General features: G+C 67.3%; 15 protein-coding genes. 8 read left to right on the forward strand and 7 right to left on the reverse strand.

What is annotated here, in order from left to right; translation table 11 throughout:
* Positions 1–141: 141 nt before the first annotated feature.
* Both AC1D0A_RS00005 and AC1D0A_RS00010 read right to left on the reverse strand, forming a co-directional pair.
* Positions 142–1,599 (reverse strand): amino acid permease, encoded by a 1,458-nt coding sequence (locus AC1D0A_RS00005; protein ID WP_243182114.1) that lies wholly within the window; start codon positions 1,597–1,599, stop codon positions 142–144.
* 269 nt (positions 1,600–1,868) lie between these two features.
* Positions 1,869–3,551 (reverse strand): ABC-F family ATP-binding cassette domain-containing protein, encoded by a 1,683-nt coding sequence (locus AC1D0A_RS00010; protein ID WP_476944915.1) that lies wholly within the window; start codon positions 3,549–3,551, stop codon positions 1,869–1,871.
* A 193-nt stretch (positions 3,552–3,744) separates the two neighbouring features.
* On the opposite strand from AC1D0A_RS00010, the gene AC1D0A_RS00015 reads away from it, so the two are divergent.
* From AC1D0A_RS00015 to AC1D0A_RS00040, 6 genes are all read left to right on the forward strand, one after another.
* Positions 3,745–4,506, forward strand: a complete 762-nt coding sequence (locus AC1D0A_RS00015; protein ID WP_243182116.1) for a CPBP family intramembrane glutamic endopeptidase — start codon at positions 3,745–3,747, stop codon at positions 4,504–4,506.
* 130 nt (positions 4,507–4,636) lie between these two features.
* Positions 4,637–5,914, forward strand: coding sequence for a S1C family serine protease (locus tag AC1D0A_RS00020; protein ID WP_243182117.1), 1,278 nt, complete (start codon positions 4,637–4,639; stop codon positions 5,912–5,914).
* A gap of 39 nt (positions 5,915–5,953) precedes the next feature.
* On the forward strand, positions 5,954–6,394 hold the full coding sequence (locus AC1D0A_RS00025) for a VOC family protein (RefSeq protein WP_028276406.1): 441 nt from the start codon (positions 5,954–5,956) through the stop codon (positions 6,392–6,394).
* 21 nt (positions 6,395–6,415) lie between these two features.
* Positions 6,416–7,369, forward strand: coding sequence for a 1,4-dihydroxy-2-naphthoyl-CoA synthase (locus AC1D0A_RS00030; RefSeq protein ID WP_243182118.1), 954 nt, complete (start codon positions 6,416–6,418; stop codon positions 7,367–7,369).
* A gap of 23 nt (positions 7,370–7,392) precedes the next feature.
* Positions 7,393–8,538 (forward strand): AMP-binding protein, encoded by a 1,146-nt coding sequence (locus AC1D0A_RS00035; protein ID WP_043435730.1) that lies wholly within the window; start codon positions 7,393–7,395, stop codon positions 8,536–8,538.
* A gap of 73 nt (positions 8,539–8,611) precedes the next feature.
* Positions 8,612–9,493: a 1,4-dihydroxy-2-naphthoate polyprenyltransferase gene (locus tag AC1D0A_RS00040; protein ID WP_079554823.1), complete on the forward strand. Its 882-nt coding sequence runs from the start codon at positions 8,612–8,614 to the stop codon at positions 9,491–9,493.
* Between the two features lie 118 nt (positions 9,494–9,611).
* On the opposite strand, the gene AC1D0A_RS00045 is transcribed toward AC1D0A_RS00040, so the two are convergent.
* Positions 9,612–9,935: a DUF4229 domain-containing protein gene (locus AC1D0A_RS00045; protein ID WP_018775060.1), complete on the reverse strand. Its 324-nt coding sequence runs from the start codon at positions 9,933–9,935 to the stop codon at positions 9,612–9,614.
* 129 nt (positions 9,936–10,064) lie between these two features.
* Between AC1D0A_RS00045 and AC1D0A_RS00050 the strand changes: the two genes are divergently transcribed.
* Positions 10,065–10,493, forward strand: a complete 429-nt coding sequence (locus tag AC1D0A_RS00050; protein WP_476944916.1) for a PLD nuclease N-terminal domain-containing protein — start codon at positions 10,065–10,067, stop codon at positions 10,491–10,493.
* 418 nt (positions 10,494–10,911) lie between these two features.
* Positions 10,912–11,733, forward strand: a complete 822-nt coding sequence (locus AC1D0A_RS00055; protein ID WP_476944917.1) for a hypothetical protein — start codon at positions 10,912–10,914, stop codon at positions 11,731–11,733.
* A gap of 654 nt (positions 11,734–12,387) precedes the next feature.
* Here AC1D0A_RS00055 and ccsB read toward each other — a convergent pair.
* From ccsB to AC1D0A_RS00075, 4 genes are read right to left on the reverse strand one after another with little or no spacing between them, the layout of a single operon-like run.
* A complete protein-coding gene (gene ccsB, locus AC1D0A_RS00060; protein WP_476944918.1) occupies positions 12,388–13,506 on the reverse strand; it encodes a c-type cytochrome biogenesis protein CcsB in 1,119 nt (372 codons plus the stop codon).
* A complete protein-coding gene (gene resB, locus AC1D0A_RS00065; protein WP_243182121.1) occupies positions 13,506–15,293 on the reverse strand; it encodes a cytochrome c biogenesis protein ResB in 1,788 nt (595 codons plus the stop codon). Before resB ends, ccsB begins: the two co-directional genes overlap by 1 nt.
* Positions 15,293–16,048 (reverse strand): cytochrome c biogenesis CcdA family protein, encoded by a 756-nt coding sequence (locus AC1D0A_RS00070; protein WP_243182122.1) that lies wholly within the window; start codon positions 16,046–16,048, stop codon positions 15,293–15,295. Before AC1D0A_RS00070 ends, resB begins: the two co-directional genes overlap by 1 nt.
* 11 nt (positions 16,049–16,059) lie before the next feature.
* On the reverse strand, positions 16,060–16,680 hold the full coding sequence (locus AC1D0A_RS00075) for a TlpA family protein disulfide reductase (RefSeq protein WP_243182123.1): 621 nt from the start codon (positions 16,678–16,680) through the stop codon (positions 16,060–16,062).
* Position 16,681: the final 1 nt, after the last annotated feature.

Here is a 16,681-nt window from a genome sequence, read left to right on the forward strand (position 1 = left end):
ACCACGCCCTGAACAGACATAACAAACACCTCCGAAGGTGTCGGGAGGATCCCGCGGATCAACCTCAGGTCCTCAAAGGAATCTGATACATCCCGTCCTGACATCTCCGGAGGTGTTTGTGAAGGACAGACTCAACTCATATCAGCTGTAGAGCTCGCTCTTGGGCGCGTTGTTCTTGACCTTCTGCCAGCCCAGCCACAGCACCAGGGCGAAGAACGGAACGGTCGCCAGGGTCCACAGGCCCAGGTGGAAGACCTCGCCGGTCTTGCTGGTCATGGTGTCGAAGCCGATCAGCACGGTGATGGCCAGCAGTGCGACCAGCCCGGCCCAGCTGGTCCACGGCGAGCCCGGCATGGGCAGGCTGGAGACGCGGCCCTTCTGGTGGCGCAGCGCGATCTGGCTGGCGAAGATGGCGCCCCACGTGAAGATCACGCCGATCGAGGCGGTGTTCAGCGCGAGGTCGAAGGCGTGCGAGCCGCCCAGCCAGATGTTCAGCATGATGCCCACGAGGTAGAAAGCTGCGATCGCAAGGATGGCCGCGTACGGCACGTGGCGCTTGGACATCTTGGTGAGCCACTGCGGGGCATGCCCGTTGTTGGCCATCGTGCGGAAGACACGGCCGATCGAGTACAGGCCCGAGTTGCAGGAGGACAGCGCGGCGGTGATGACGATCATGTTCATCACGTCGCCCACCCAGCCGAGGCCCATCTGGCCAAACACGGTGACGAACGGGGACACGCCGGCCTTGTACTGGTCCGAGGGCAGCAGCATGGCCAGCAGCAGCACGGAACCGACGTAGAACACCACAATGCGAAGCACGACGGCGCGGATCGCCTTGGGCACTTCGCGCTTGGCGTTCTGCATCTCGCCTGCGGTGATACCGACGAGTTCGATGCCGTTGTAGGCGAAGATCACGGCGTTGAGCACGAGGACCATCACCAGGGCGCCCTTGGGGAACATCCCGCCGTCGTCGGCGAAGAGGTTGGTCACGGAGGCGTGGCCATCGCCCACCTTGGCGTTGGTGACCACCATAAAGGTGCCGACGGCCAGGAAGATCAGGATGGCGCCGACCTTGAGGCAGGACGCCCAGAATTCAAACTCGCCGAACGCTTTGACGCTGAGCAGGTTGACGGCCACGAGCAGCGCGAGGGCGGCAATCGCGGAGGCTTCCACCGGCACGTTGGGGAAGAAGAACTGGAAGTACAGGCCGATCGCGATCAGTTCGGCGATCCCGGTCATGCCCCAGTTGATAAAGTACATCCAGCCGGAGAGGAAGGCGCCCTTCTTGCCGAACATTTCGCCAGCGTAGCTGACGAAGGAGCCCGAGGTCTGGCGGTACATGATGAGCTCGCCCAGTGCCCGCATGAGCAGGTATGCGATCACGCCGGCGATGGCGTAGGAGAAGATCAGCGCCGGGCCCGTGGAGGCCAGGCGTCCGCCGGCGCCCATGAACAGGCCGACGCCGATCGCGCCGCCCATCGAGATCATCGTTACGTGGCGCCCGCTCAGGGTCTTCTTATAGCCCTCGGCGCTGAGGGTCGAGTCGACGGCGGATTCCGCGGGCGCGCTCTGGAGTTCTGTGGGGGTAATTGATGGCACAACGGTTCCTTGTAGGTCGGATTATGGCCGGGACGGGACCGGGATTCGGTTACATTCCATTCGGGTTTCTGCCCGGTGGGACAGCAAGATGTACCGAACCTCACAAGGAGTCAAACCCTCGCGCGGCTCATCCATCATACTGGAATTCCCGGACCGGCCGTGACGCGGGCAACAGCAGTCAGGCGCTATGCCTAATTAATGACACCTAATCCGTCAAATGGCCGAATAATGTTCTATTTGATCCGCGCCAGCTCCGGCGAATCGTTCTGCTACGCCAGGGCGCCGTCCCGCATCGTGTACCGGAGCCAGTTCCCGGCGCCGTTTCCGTGCCAGGTTTCCTGCCTGGCGCCGTGCCTTGTTTCTCGGCTCGTTCCTCGCCTGGCGCAGGTGCTGAACCACTCACCCAGCGCGCGGTCGTGGCTGACCATGACCAGTGTCCCTGCGAACTCGGACAGGGCCGCTTCAAGCTGTTCCACCAGCACGGGCGCCAGGTGGTTGGTGGGCTCGTCCACCAGCATCGTCCCGAACCCGCCCAGCAGGAGCCGGGCCAGCGCCAGCCTGCGTTGCTGCCCCGCGGAAAGGCTGCCCACCGGCACGTGGAATTCGCTGGTCCGGAAGAGCCCCAGGCGCAGCAGCGCCTCGGCGTGCTCATCGATATTGCCGCCCAGGCCCGCGGCAAAGGCGGGCAGGAGCCGCAGACCCGGGCGCTGCGGGAGTTCCAACTCCTGCTGCAGGTAGCCGATCCGGCCGTGCCTGACCACTTTGCCCTGGGCCGGTTCCAGCGTGCCGGCGAGGACGGAGAGCAGCGTGGACTTCCCGGCACCGTTGGGGCCCGTAATGAGGATCTTCTGGCCGGCTTCCACCCGGAAGTCCGTGGGTGCCAGCCGGCCGGGCACCGCGACCCCCTTCGCCTCGAGCGCCGGGCCTTCGGCCACGTCCGCCCGCAGATCCGTTGCCAGTTTCAGGGGCACCGGGGGACGGTCTATGGGGTTTGCCTCCAGCCGGCGCAGACGCTCCTGGGCGTTGCGGACCTTGCTGGTGGCCGCCTTCTGCCACGTGCCGGCCTTGAAGTCGAACCCCATCTTGTCGCCGTCGCGCTGGCGGGCGTAGCCCATCTTGCCGGCAACCGTGTCCGCCTGGAGCCGTTCGGCCGCCATCGCGTCCAGCCACCCGTGGTACTGCTGTGCCCAGCGCTGGCGCTCGGCAGCCTTCTCGCGCAGGTAGCCCTCGTAGCCGTTGCCATACCGGTTGACCGACCGGCGCTCGGCGTCGACCTCAATCACGGTTGAGGCCACTTTGCGCAGCAGCACGCGGTCGTGGGAGACCACCACCACCGTGCCGCGGTGCGCGGCCAGCCGCGCCTCCAGCCAGGCCGTGCCGGACGCGTCCAGGTGGTTGGTGGGTTCGTCCAGGAGCAAAATGTCGGCGGGATCGGCGAGAACGCAGGCCAGCGCCACCCGTTCCTGTTCCCCGCCGGAGAGCGAGCCCAGTGTCCGCATCCGGTCCAGCCCGCCCAGGCCGAGCCTGTCCAGCGCCGCTTCCACCCGGGATTCCGCGGCGTAGCCTTCCCGGAGCTGGTACTGCGTCTGCAGGTTTCCGTAGCGCTCCAGTTCGTCCGCTTCCGCGCCGGCCAGCCCGTCCTCCAGGCGGTCCAGCTCAGCCTCCAGCGCGCGGAGTGATTCCAGTGCGGCGTCGATCGCGTCGCTGACAGTGAACTTCTCCGGCATGCCATGGGTCTGGGCGAGGTAGCCCACGCGGCCGTGGCTGACGGACGTGCCCTCGTCCGGGGCCTCGAATCCGGCCAGGATCCGCAGCAGCGTGGATTTGCCCGCGCCGTTTTCGCCGACGATCGCCACATGTTCGCCAGCCGTGATGGCAACGTCGACGCCGGCAAAGAGCTGGCGGTCCCCATAGCCGTGGGATACGCCCGAAAGGCGGAGATGTTCGCTCAAGGAGTCCTCGCAGTAGGTGCCAGCCTGCCCGAGGGCGGCTTGCGTCCTCAGTATGGCACCGCCGGCCGTCACTGGGCACGGAGGCCCTGAGGCCCTGGGCACTGAGGCGGGTGCCGCCGTCGGGCGTCAGGTCTGCGATGGCGCCGCGGATCAGCTGGACCGCGTCCTCCTGCCTCGGCGCTAGGCTGGGGGCATGGGCACAGCTCTCCGTACACCACCCGCGCCGCAGCCGGAGCTTTACCGGTTCTCCCCGCTGGATTTCATCACTGTTGGACTCTATGTTGCCGTGGCCGGTCTATTCGCTGTGGCGGGCAGCCTGCTGGAGCCGCTGCTGCTGCAGATATCGCCCAATCCTGCGGTGGCGTCCTACGCGGTGAACCTGATCTTCTACGCAACGGTCGGCGTCCTTGCCCTGACCGCCGCGCGGCATGTTGCGGTCCGCGATCTCCGCGTCCTTGCCACAAGGCCCTGGTTCACGGCCCTGATGGTGCCGCTGACCGTCGTGGCGATGCTCATCCTCACCGCGGTTCTCGTGGCCCTCAGCGGACCGGTGCAGACCTCCGCCAACCAGGCCGGCCTTCAGGCGCTCATGCAGCAGGTCCCGGTCTGGCTCATGGTGCCGCTGCTGGTGCTGGTCGGCCCGTTCGTCGAGGAGTACATTTTCCGCCATTTGCTGATCGGCAAGCTGAGCCGCCGGGTCAACCTCTGGGTCTGCTGCATCATGTCCGTGGTCCTGTTCGCGACCCTGCACATCGTGGGCCAGGAGCAAATGACCCTGCAGGTGCTGATGCCGTACCTCGCCATGGGCGCCGTCCTGGTGTTCGTGTACGTCTGGACCGGGAAGAACGTGATGTTCTCCTACTTCGTCCACGCCTCCAAGAACCTCCTGGCGGTCATCTTCATCTACGCCATTCCGCCCGAGGTGCTTGAACAGCTGCAGCAAGTGCAGGGGTAACCGAAGCAAGGCGGCGACGCATGGCACCCGGCTCCCCTCTGGTTGTTCGCCGGCGCATGCGTTATCTTGAGGGCACTTCGCGATGGTTTGGGAGGGCTGGAGCGGCAACCTTGTATTGGGGAGGACTGCCATGAAAGCCCACGCCCACCGAATGTTCGCACTCCCGGCAGCCGCGGCGATGACGACACTTCTCGCGCTGAGCGGCTGCGTGTCCCTTCCCGGCGCCGCACCGACTGCACCGGCTGCACCGGCCACCCCAACGGCCACGTCTGCAGCGCCGGCGACCCCGCCGCCAACCAGCCAGGCGGCCGTCACAGCACCAGACCCGGTCGCTACCGGAAGCCGACAGCCGGGCGGGTGGGCCGGCACCGTCGCGAGTGTCCGCTCCGGAGTAGCAAAGATCAACGTCACGCTGTGCGACGCCGGCGGCGTCGGTACCGGTTTCCTCATCGAGAATGACCTCATCGTCACCGCCGCACACGTCGTGAAGGACCAAGCCGCCATCAGCATCAGCCTCGGAACAGAAATCTCGAGCGCGCAGGTACTTGGAATTGATGAGGCGGCCGACCTTGCCCTTTTGCGCACCGCCCGCCCGGTCAGCGGCCACATCTTCGACTTCGTCAGCGCTCCCCCGGCACTGGGCGAAGACGTGGCGGCGCTGGGCTTTCCCCTGGACGCCGACCTGACCTTCACCGCGGGACGCGTCAGCGGACTGAACCGGGAGCAGACAATCGGCGCAAGAACGGTCAGCAACCTGATCCAGACCGACGCCGCCATCAATCCTGGAAACAGCGGCGGCCCGTTGCTGACCATGGACGGCAAGGTGGCAGGAGTCGTGAGCTCCAAGCGGGCCTGGGTTTTCGGTGCAGGCAGCGAAGGTAACTACAGTGCCGAGGGCACGGCCTTCGCTGTGGATGCCCGCAAGGCTGTCCTCGCCGTCGAGAGCTGGAAGAACCGCACCACTTCGCTGTCCCCGACAAGCTGCGGCCTGCCGGCACCGGCAGACACCAGCGCGATAGACGTTACGGTGAATTCCGATCACCCGCAGGCCGCCAACATCACCCAGAGCCTGGTATTTCATGGCCAGTCCATCAACCGCGGCGCATACGACCTCGCGTTCGCCATACTGACACCCGAGATGCAGGACCGGATGGGTGGACTCGTGACATGGCGGGAGGGGCTCGGCTCGTCGTTCTGGCGCACGCTGGAGGTCGAGGACGTATCCGCTGCCGGGCCCGATCTCACGGCGTCCGTCCGGCTGAGGACCGTTCAGGACGCGCAGCACGGTCCCGACGGGCAGTCCTGCTCGGAATGGAAGCTCGACTACCTGATGACCTGGGATGGATCGATCTGGCGGATCGCGGACTCCCTTACGCCGCAAGGGCCTCCGGTGCCTTGCGGCGCCTGAACCCTACCGCCGCAGGCCGCGACGTCGTAGGTTCTTCCCATGACACTGAAAATCCAGATAGTCGTCGACTGCAAAAACCCGCACGAGCTCGCCGACTGGTGGGCCGAAACCCTGGAATGGGCCGTGGAGCCGCAGGATGAGGCTTTCATCCACTCCATGATCGAGCAGGGCTTCGCGACGGAGGCGGAGACCACCACGCACCGGGGCAAGCTCGTGTGGCGCGAGGGCGCCGCGATCCGCCCGCCCGAGGAACTCGACGCCAAAGCGCCCGCCCACCGCGTTTTGTTCCAGATTGTCCCGGAGGAAAAGACGGTCAAGAACCGGGTCCATTGGGACGTGCGGCTCGCGGGAGGGGACAAGGACGCCGTGCGGGCGGCCCTTGAAGCGCGCGGCGCCACGTTCCTCTGGTCCGCCAACCAGGGGCCGCATTCCTGGCACACCATGGCGGACCCGGAAGGCAACGAGTTCTGCATCAGCTGACGCGATTACTAGACTCGGACTGTGAGCAACGAAATCCCCGCCAAGGTATCCGACGTCTTTGACCCCTCCCGGTGGCGCACCGTGTCCGGTTTCGACGACTTCCAGGACATGACCTACCACCGGCAGGTGGAGCGCTCCGCCGACGGGACGGTGGTCCGGGACCTGCCCACCGTCCGCATCGCCTTCGACCGTCCCGAGGTCCGCAATGCCTTCCGGCCCGGCACCGTGGACGAGCTCTACCGCGCCATGGACCACGCCCGGATGACCCCGGACGTGGCCACAGTCCTGCTCACCGGCAACGGCCCCTCCCCCAAGGACGGCGGCCACTCGTTCTGCTCGGGCGGGGACCAGAGGATCCGCGGCCGCGACGGGTACCGGTACGCACAGGGCGAAACGACGGAATCCATCGATCCCGCCCGCGCCGGCCGGCTGCACATCCTGGAAGTCCAGCGGCTCATGCGCACCATGCCCAAGGTGGTCATCGCCGTCGTCAACGGCTGGGCAGCCGGCGGCGGGCACTCCCTCCACGTGGTCTCGGACCTCACCATCGCTTCCCGCGAGCACGGCAAGTTCAAGCAGACCGACGCCACCGTGGGAAGCTTCGACGCCGGCTACGGCTCGGCCCTCCTGGCCCGCCAGATCGGCCAGAAGTCCGCCCGGGAAATCTTCTTCCTGGCCCGTGAATATTCGGCCGAGGACATGGTCCGGTTGGGCGCCGTGAACGAGGCCGTGGAGCACGAACGCCTCGAGGAGGTCGCCCTGGAGTACGCCGCCGACATTGCCCGGCAGTCCCCGCAGGCCATCCGCATGCTCAAGTTCGCGTTCAACCTGGCCGACGACGGCCTGGCCGGCCAGCAGGTCTTCGCCGGCGAGGCGACCCGCCTGGCGTACATGACGGACGAGGCCGTGGAGGGCAAGGAAGCCTTCCTCGAGAAGCGCGATCCCGACTGGTCCGCTTTCCCGTACTACTTCTAAGGCGCGCTGTGACTTCCGGAGCCATGAACATCGAGCCTGCGCTCAAGGCGCTGGCTGCTGCCCTCCACGGCGAGGGACCCGCCGTCGAACTCTCCGCCGGGCCGGACGGCTCGCCGGTGCTGGGATTCCCCGACACGGCCGGCATCGAGGACGCGGCCGTCGTGGTCCGGACCTCCGGGTCCACCGGCACGCCGAAGGCGACCGTCCTGACCGTCGATGCCCTGGCGGCCTCGTCTGTGGCGACAGCCTTTGCGCTCAAGGGCGAGGGCCAGTGGCTGCTGGCCCTTCCCGTCCAGTATGTTGCCGGCGTCCAGGTTCTGGTCCGCTCGCTCTTTGCCGGGACCCGCCCGTGGGTCATGGACCTGTCCGGCGGTTTTACGCCGGAGGCCTTCACCGCCGCGGCGCTGGAGCTCACGGACAAGCTCCGTTTCACCTCGCTGGTGCCCACTCAGCTCCAGCGCCTGCTGGACGCACCCTCCGCCGAGACGCTGGCGGTGTTGCGGCGCTTCAACGCCGTCCTGCTCGGCGGCGGACCCGCGTCCGCGGAGCTGCTCGACGCCGCCCGGGACGCCGGCGTGCGGGTGGTGACCACCTACGGCTCGTCCGAGACCTGCGGCGGGTGCGTGTACGACGGCTTCCCGCTCGAGGACGTCCTGGTCCGGGTGGAGGACGACGGCCGCATCCTGCTGGGCGGGGCAACCATTGCCGCCGGCTATCTTCAGGCCCCAGAGCTCTCGGCAGCGGCGTTCATCGAAGCCGACGGCGTCCGCTGGTACCGGACCAATGACCTCGGTGAACTGGACGCCGACGGCCGGCTCACCGTGCTCGGCCGGGCCGACGACGTCGTCATCACCGGCGGCGTCAAAGTTTCCGCCGCCCATGTCCAGGCTGAGCTGGAAAAGCTCGACGGCGTGCGGGCGGCTTTTGTCGCCGGCGTGCCGTCCGCAGAGTGGGGCCACGCCCTGGCCGCGTACGTCGCCGTGGCCGACAGTTCCCCGGAAGGGCTGGCGGCGTTCGCCGACCGCCGGAACCAGACCTGGGCACCGTCGCTCGGCGCACTGGCCCCGAAAACGGTGTTGCCCGCCGCGGAACTGCTCATGCTGCCCAACGGGAAACCGGACCGGCTGGGCATGACGGTCCTGCTGGACGCCCTCCATCAGGGAAAATAGACAAGCGCTTCCGGCTTCCGGCCGGCAACTCAAACCACTAACGAGCATTCAACCAACCAACGAGGTACTGACCGTGGCCACAGCCGCACAATGGATCCAAGGCGCCCGACTGCGCACCCTGCCGGCCGCAATCGCACCCGTGCTGATCGGCAGCGCAGCCGCCTACGAGATGGATTCGTTCATCCTGCTGAACGCCGTGCTGGCCGCCCTGGTCGCCCTGCTCCTGCAGATCGGCGTCAACTACGCCAACGACTACTCGGACGGGATCCGGGGCACGGATGAGGACCGGGTGGGTCCGCTCCGGCTGGTGGGCTCGGGCGCGGCCAGCCCGGAGCACGTCAAACGGGCCGCGTTCGCGGCGTTCGGGCTGGCGATGCTGTTCGGCCTGATCCTCGTGATCATCACGCAGGCCTGGTGGCTGATCCTGGTCGGCGTCGGCTGCGTGCTGGCCGCCTGGGGCTATACCGGCGGCAAGAACCCGTACGGCTACCTCGGCCTGGGCGACGTCTTCGTGTTTGTGTTCTTCGGCCTCGTCGCAACGCTGGGCACCACGTACACCCAGGCGGGGCAGCTGAGCCTGGCCGCGATCATCGGTGCGATCGGCACGGGGCTGATCGCGTGCGCCCTGCTGATGGCCAACAACGTCCGCGACATCCCGACCGACAGGAAGGCGGGGAAGAAGACCCTGGCCGTTCGGCTCGGGGACAAGCATGCGCGCGAAAGCTATGTGCTGATGCTGGCCGTCGCGATCCTGCTGGTCATCGTCCTGGCCCCCGCCCGGCCATGGATGCTGATCGTGCTCCTGCTGATCCCCGCCAGCCTCATGCCGTCCTGGCTGATGATCGCCGGGCGGCGCCGCAAGAGCCTTATCCCGGTCCTGAAGCAGACCGGACTAATCAACCTCGGCTTCGCCGCCTTGTTTTCACTCGGGCTCGTCCTCAGCCACGGCTTCTAAGCCTGGGCTCTGAGCCGCGGTCTCCCGGGGCTCCCCGGGGCTGCAGGGGACGAACCCGGGGGCTCAGGGCCGCGGTCTCCCGGGGCTCCCCGGGGCTGCAGGGGACGAACCCGGGGGCTCAGGCCCCCGGTTGCCGGGAATCTTTGGGGCGGTTGTCCGTGCGGACGGCAATGTCGGGGTTCTCGTCCACGAGGCGGTCTTCGGCCTCGGCGTCGGCCACTTCGCCTGCGCTGCGCATCGGCTTGGCCTTGCCCGAGAACCGGTGGTGGAGCGTTGCGGTGGCCGCGTCGCGCTGCTTCTGGAAGAACAGGAAGCTGACGGCGAAGGACATCATTCCGGCGCACAGGGCGGCCAGGAGCACTCCCAGCTGCAGGTAGAGAAAGAGCGCAAACAAGGGCGCAAACAGCGCGAGTCGAATAAGGGTGTATTTGAGGAAAGCCACGCCTCAAGTTTAGCCGCCAGGACGGCGCGCTGCTTCGGCTATCCCGCTCCCCTCGTCCGCGGTCCCGGCAGCCAGCACCCGGGCATAGTGACCGGCGCCGTCGAGGCGCCCGACGGCTAGACTGAAGATATGCTCCGTGTAGTGGTTCCGATCGTCATACTGGCCGTGTTTGTCTATGGACTGGTGGACCTCATCCGCACTGACGCGCGGCTGACCAGGGGCATCTCCAAGACCGCCTGGATTTTCGTGCAGGTCCTCCTCCCCGTGGTCGGCGCCACCCTGTGGTTTCTCATGGGACGCCCCCGCGCCACGGACACCGCACCGGTCGCGTACAGCCACCCGGTAGCGCCCGATGACGACCCCGAATTCCTGCGCAACCTTGAGATCCGCCACCGCAACCAGGCCGAGGCCGACAGGCTCAGGAAGCTCAAGGAAGAACTTGACGCCAAGGACCGCAAGCACGACGCCGGCAACGCGGAAGCCGGCGGCAGCGAAGGCGCCGGCGGTGCCCACGAACCCGGCGACGCCGGAACGCCCGGCACCGACGAGGTCAAGTAACAGTCAGGTAGCAGTCCAGTAGCACCGTTCCGTGCATCCATCTGCGGCCGTTCGCCCCAGATGGCCGGAATCCCACGCTCTTAGCGGCCATCTCCGGCAAATGGCCGCCACGGGAAAACAGCTGCCCCTCATTCGCGCCAGCCCCTGCTGCCCACACCACCTCTGGCCATTGTGTACGCGCACCAGGCCCAGACGCCCCTTTCCCATCTCCGGCCGTCCCCCGTCACACCCCGGGCATCCAACTGCGGCCGTTCGCCGCAGATGGCCGGAATCCCACGCTCTTAGCGGCCATCTCCGGCAAATGGCCGCCCCTCATCCGCGACCGCCCCTGCTGCCCACACCGGCCACTCCTCCCCCACACCCTGCCCGCGCTGTGGATAACCTGCAAGCCCCTTCGGCGCGGGCGCAGAATGCCCGTATGCGCCCGCCCAGTGAGCTCCCCCCGCATCTTCGAAACCAGCCCTTCACTGTGGCCGAGGCCCGCACTGCCGGGGTGGGGCGACGACGGACCCGGGCCAGGGATCTCGTCAGCCCCTGTTACGGGGTGCGCGCCACGGCCGCCACCCCGGACAGTCTGCTGAAACGTGTGCATGCCCTGACTGCCGTGACGGGCGCAATCGTGAGCCACCTGTCTGCGGCAGTGTTGTGGGGATTTCCCCTGCCGCAGGCCTTGGAGAACCTGGCTGTCATCCATCTGACGAGTCGGCCGGGCCAGCGGGCGGTGCGACATAAGAATGTGGTGGGCCATCAGCAGGCACTCGAACCGGAGGAGATCGTAGCTGGGGTGAGGGTTAGCTGCACCTCCCCACTGCGGACGTGGTTCGATCTCGCAGGCATACTAGGCCTCGATGACTTGGTGATCGCCGGGGACTTCCTGCTGCGGCGGAGAAATCCATTGACCACGCTCCATGAGCTGGACGCGTTCCTCGCCGGGAAGCAAGGCAGGGCGGGCTACCGGCAGGCTATGCAGGCCCGGTTCCTTGTACGCGCCGACACGGACTCCCCCAAGGAGACCGAACTCCGGCTGCTCCTGATTCGGCAGGGCCTGCCCGAACCCGCGATCAACGTGCCAATGTTCGATGAGACCGGCGGCTGGATCCAGGACCCGGACCTCGCCTACGAAGAAGAAAAGATCGCGATTCAGTACGACGGCGGGCATCACCCAGTCCGGCCCAGCGTCGCAGCGACAGCTTCCGGGATGAGAACGCCAGGGATGCCGGGTGGCGCGTCGTCGTCTTGACCCAATGGCACTTGACCCCGCCCGGCCCTGGGATGGAGCCTGCCGCGGCTACCCGGGTGCGTGCGGCGCTGCTGGAGCGCGGCTGGACTCCCGGCCCAGGCCCGAAGCCCGGGCAACGTCACCGTGCCCGCCCCCAACCGCTCCCACCTGACACAGATGGCCGCTAGTCACGGGGCATAGAGGCCATCTGTGGCAAATCGAGAGAGAGCGGGCCCGCGCAGCCCCGGAAACACCCGCCCGAGGCCCGCAGCCATGCCCAGCGCGCCCAGCTGCCAGCACGCAGATGCCCGCCACGCCACGCCATGCCGCACTGCCATAATCGCCGTGCAGCGCACCAATCTGACGCGGATGGCCGCTAAGCGCCTCGGCTTAGCGGCCATCTGTGGCGAATCGATGGGGGGCGGGCCCGCGCAGCCCCGGAAACACCCGCCCGAAGCCCCTCAGCCATGCCCAGCGCGCCCAGCTGCCAGCACGCAGATGCCCGCCACGCCACGCCATGCCGCACTACCCCACCCCCCGCGCAGCGCGCCCACCTGACACGAATGGCCGCTAAGCGCATCGGCTTAGCGGCCATCTGTGGCAAATCGAGAGAGAGCGGGCCCGCGCAGCCCCGGAAGGACCCGGCCCGGGTGCGGTTATGGGCCGGGGTGCGGCTTACAGTCCCGAGTAGGAATGCAGGCCGTTGAAAAACTGGTTCACGATCGTGAAGTTGAAGACCACGCACAGGTAGCCGACGATCGACAGCCAGGCGGCTCGGGTTCCGGTCCAGCCGCGGGTGGCGCGGGCGTGCAGGTATCCGGCGTAGACCACCCAGATCACGAACGTCCAGACTTCCTTCGTGTCCCAGCCCCAGAACCGGCCCCAGGCTTTCTCCGCCCAGATGGCGCCGAACATGAGGGTAAACGTCCAGCCGACGAACGCGATCGCGTTGATGCGGTAGGACAGGTTCTCCAGGCTCAGCGCGTTCGGGACCAGGCGCATGAACCCGAGCTTGTCGGCTCCGCCGGCGGCGATGGTCTTCTGCCGGTGCGACTGCACGAGCTGCAGCGCGGACATCGCGAAGGTCAGGGTGAACAGGGCCGAGGACATTACCGCGATGGAAACGTGGATGATCAGCCAGTAGCTCTGCAGCGCCGGCACGAGATGGCCCACGGGGGTCCAGAAGGCGATGGAGGCGGCAACCAGCATGATGATGGCCAGGCCGATCACGAACGTGCCCAGGAAGCGCAGGTCGCGGCGGATCAGCACCAGCAGGAAGACGGCCACGGCCACGAACGCGCCCGTGGTGAGGAATTCGTACATGTTGCCCCACGGCACCCGGCCGGCACCGAGCGCGCGGGTGATCACGCCGGCCGCATGAATCGCGGCGCCGAGGACGGTCAGCGCGACGGCGACGCGGGCGGGGGCACGCCGCTCGCCGGCGTAGCGCATGCTGCCGTCGGCGGTCTGGCCCGCGCCTGCGGCGGTGCCCGGGCGGGAGGTGGCCGACGTCGGACGCTCGGCACGGCCTGCCGGGCCGCTGACGTCCGCATCGGAGCGGGCGGCGTCGGCTGCGGCGGCCCCCGCGCCGACGCCGACGGGAACGCGGGCGGCATTGGCCTCGGCCGCCGCACCGGAGAGCTCCGCGGCCTTGAGGTCCACCGCGCGCAGCGTCTTGCTGCTCTTGGCCAGGTCCCAGGCGAAGGCGATGAACGCCACCGTGTACGTGCCGGCGGCCAGCAGCATGAACAGCTCGCTGTACTGGCCCATGGTTTCGTTGATCGAGAACGGCATTACTGATCCTTCTTCGACTCGGAAGAGCCGGCTGTTGACTGGATGAAGTCTTCTGCGGGTTGTTCAGGAGCGGCGTGCGTGCCGCCGGCACCCGTGCTGCCTGTTGCCGTGCTGGCCTTATCCGCCCGGTCATTATCCGCTGTTGCGCTGGGAGCGGGCTGGGAGCCGGTCGCGGCCTCATCGCCCAACAGCCAATCGTCGGAAAGGAGTTTGCGGATTGCCGCGGCCTCCCCGGCCAGGCGGTGGTCCTCACCGCGGGCCAGGAGACCGTACTCCACCATAGTGCGGCCGTCCTCGTGGGTGCCGGTACGGACCCAGACACGGCGGCGGTTCACATAGAGCGAGGTCACGAGCCCGGCCACGGCCAGGAGCGCGAAGATCAGGGCGTACAGCTGGCCGGGGTTGTGGTGGATGTCCACGCCGATGTAGCGCTTGACGCCGTCGAAACTGATGGAACCCTTCCCGTTCGGCAGCGTGTAGCTGCTCCCGGGCGCCAGGACGATGCCCTTGGTGTCCAGGTTGCGGGCGTTGAGCGGCGTGAGCTTCTTGACGTCGAGCTCGAAGACGTTCTGCGGGGAGCCCGCGTCCAGGCCGAGGTCGCCAAAGTAGGAGTTCAGGGTCAGCTGCGGGTTGATGAGCTCCGGATCACCGCTGAAGGACACGCCCTTGTCAGTGACAAACGCCGTCGGCAGGAAGAACCCGGCGAAGGCGAGCTGTTCGGGTTTGGCGTCCGGAACCTTGATGACGACGGAGGAGTAGTAGTTCTCGCCCTGGAGCTTGGCCACCACGGGTCCCTGCATGGCAACATTGCCCGCGCCGTCGCGAATCGTGACGACGGGAGCGTAGCCGTTGCCGGTGAGGTACACGCTGGTGCCGCCGAGGCTGAGGGGGTCGTTGACCTTGAGCACCTCCTTCTTGGCGGGTGCGTCCGGGTTTTCCTTCGTGGTCACGGCGGCGGTGAAGTCGATGGGCTGACCGAACTTGCCCTTCGATTCACGGTCGAAGGTGATGTCGAACTTGTCCAGCTGGACCGAATAGGGCTGCAGCTGGCTGCTCTGGAAATTGGTGCCGGGGGTGAACTGGTCGTAGCCGACGAGGGTGTTGACGAACGTGTCGCCCTCCACCAAGATGCGCTGCCCGCTGTAGCCGAAGAGGCCGCCGGCCGCCACCGAAACCAGCACTCCGATCAGCGCGGTGTGAAAGACGAGGTTGCCGACTTCCCTCAGGAAGCCGCGCTCGGCACCCAAGGACGGGCGGGCGCCGTCGCGGTCCCGCACGTCGACGCGGTAGCCGCGTTTTTTCAGCAGCTCGGCGGCGTCGGTGATGGCGGCCGACGCCGGGATCCCGGCGTCGGCCGGAATCACCAGAGTGCCGTATTCGGGGAGCCTAGACAGGCGGGCGGGCGTGCGAGGGGGCTGGGAGCGCATCGCTTTGTAGTGCGCGATGGCGCGCGGGATCACGCAGCCAATCAGCGAGACGAACAGCAGGATGTAGATCGCGGAAAACCAGGCCGAGGAGTAGACGTCGTAGAGCTGCACCGAGTCCAGGATCGAGCCGTAGTCCGGGTGGTCCTTGATGTACTGCGTGACAATCGCCGGGTTAGCCGGGCGCTGCGGAAACAGCGAGCCGGGCACGGCGGCGACGGCCAGCAGCAAGAGCAGGAACAGGGCTGTGCGCATGCTGGTCAGCTGCGTCCACGCCCACCGGAGCATGCCCAACGGACCCAGCGTGGGCAGGACGGCCTCGGGCTTCGGGGACTTCTTCTTTTCGTTCACGCGCTCGCTCATCAGATTGGCAAATTCACATCGGTTTGGAACCAGTACTGCAACCCGGAGACCCAGGTGCCCCACACACCGCTCGCCATCAGGATCCCAAGCAGGATCAGGATGCCTCCGCCGGTGCGCTGGATGGCGAGCCGGTGGTTGCGGAAGAAGGACATCACGCCAATGCCGCGGCGCACGGCCAGGGCGATCAGCAGGAACGGGATTCCCAGCCCAAGGCTGTAGACGAACGCCAGGAACGCCCCCTTGGCCGCCGAGGAGCCGCCGGACAGGCTAAGCAGCTGGACGGCCGAATATGTCGGACCGATGCACGGTGCCCAGCCCAGCCCGAAGGTGATGCCCAGTAAGGGCGCACCCCACAGACCGGCGGGGGGTTTGGCATGAATCTTGGCATCGCGCTGGAGCCAGCCGAAGCCGCCCATGAACACCACGCCCATGACGATCACCAGGACGCCCAGCAGTTGGGTGATCCACATGTTCTGCGAGCCCGTGATGAAGCTGCCCAGCTGCCCGAAGGCGCCGCCGAGCAGCACGAAGATCACGGAGAAACCGAGGACGAACAGCCCGATGCCGGCCAGCATGCGCCCGCGCTTTTGCTTCTGCAGGTCGACGCCGGTCAGACCCGTGACGTAGCCCAGGTATCCGGGCACCAGCGGGAGGACGCAGGGCGAGAGGAAGGAGACCAGTCCGGCCAGCAGCGCGACGGGAATGGCAAGCAGCAGCGATCCGTTCAGGATGGCTTCAGCGAAGGGGCTGTTCACGGTGGGCCGCGCTACTCGGCCACGGCGGCGGCGATGAGGGACTTCAGGGTGCCCTGCTGGATTTCGCCCAGGACCCGGGAGGCGACGCGGCCCTGCTTGTCCAGCACGAGGGTGGTGGGCACGGCGCCGGGCGGCACGAGGCCGGAGACGGCCAGCAGCACGGCGCCGTCCTTGTCGTTGAAGCTCGGGTACGTCAGGTTGAAGGTCTTGTCGAACGCGTCGGCCGTGGCCTTCTCATCGCGCAGGTTCACGCCGAAGAACTGTACGCCCTTGGTCTTGAATTCCTGGTTCAGCGCCTCGAGGGAGGGCGCCTCGACCCGGCAGGGGGCGCAGGCGGCAAACCAGAAGTTCAGCACGGTCACTTTGCCGGGGAAGTCCGCCGACGTGACGGCCGTGCCGTCGAACAGCGTCCCCTTGAGCGCCACGGGACTCTTGCGGTCCGCGACGGCGAACTCGGTCACGGACCCGTCGCCGGCCACGTAGTTCTTGTTGTCCCCGGCCTTGGCCTGTTTGGCGAGGGCGTCGTCCTGGGCACAGCCGGACAGCCCGAACACCGCGGCCAGCGCGACCCCGCCGGCGGTCAGGACGCTGCGGCGGGACAAAGGCATGTTTTCGCGGCGGTTCGCGGCCATG

This window comes from Arthrobacter sp. P1_D4 (assembly GCF_056406115.1).

What these genes read in the sequence shown, in the direction of transcription:
- AC1D0A_RS00015 (WP_243182116.1), top strand. Translation starts at nt 3,745, where the DNA reads ATGGGCACAGCTCTCCGTACACCACCCGCGCCGCAGCCGGAGCTTTAC.
- AC1D0A_RS00020 (WP_243182117.1), top strand. Translation starts at nt 4,637, where the DNA reads ATGAAAGCCCACGCCCACCGAATGTTCGCACTCCCGGCAGCCGCGGCG.
- AC1D0A_RS00025 (WP_028276406.1), top strand. Translation starts at nt 5,954, where the DNA reads ATGACACTGAAAATCCAGATAGTCGTCGACTGCAAAAACCCGCACGAG.
- AC1D0A_RS00035 (WP_043435730.1), top strand. Translation starts at nt 7,393, where the DNA reads ATGAACATCGAGCCTGCGCTCAAGGCGCTGGCTGCTGCCCTCCACGGC.
- AC1D0A_RS00050 (WP_476944916.1), top strand. Translation starts at nt 10,065, where the DNA reads ATGCTCCGTGTAGTGGTTCCGATCGTCATACTGGCCGTGTTTGTCTAT.
- AC1D0A_RS00055 (WP_476944917.1), top strand. Translation starts at nt 10,912, where the DNA reads ATGCGCCCGCCCAGTGAGCTCCCCCCGCATCTTCGAAACCAGCCCTTC.
- ccsB (WP_476944918.1), bottom strand. Translation starts at nt 13,506, where the DNA reads ATGCCGTTCTCGATCAACGAAACCATGGGCCAGTACAGCGAGCTGTTC.
- resB (WP_243182121.1), bottom strand. Translation starts at nt 15,293, where the DNA reads ATGAGCGAGCGCGTGAACGAAAAGAAGAAGTCCCCGAAGCCCGAGGCC.
- AC1D0A_RS00075 (WP_243182123.1), bottom strand. Translation starts at nt 16,680, where the DNA reads ATGGCCGCGAACCGCCGCGAAAACATGCCTTTGTCCCGCCGCAGCGTC.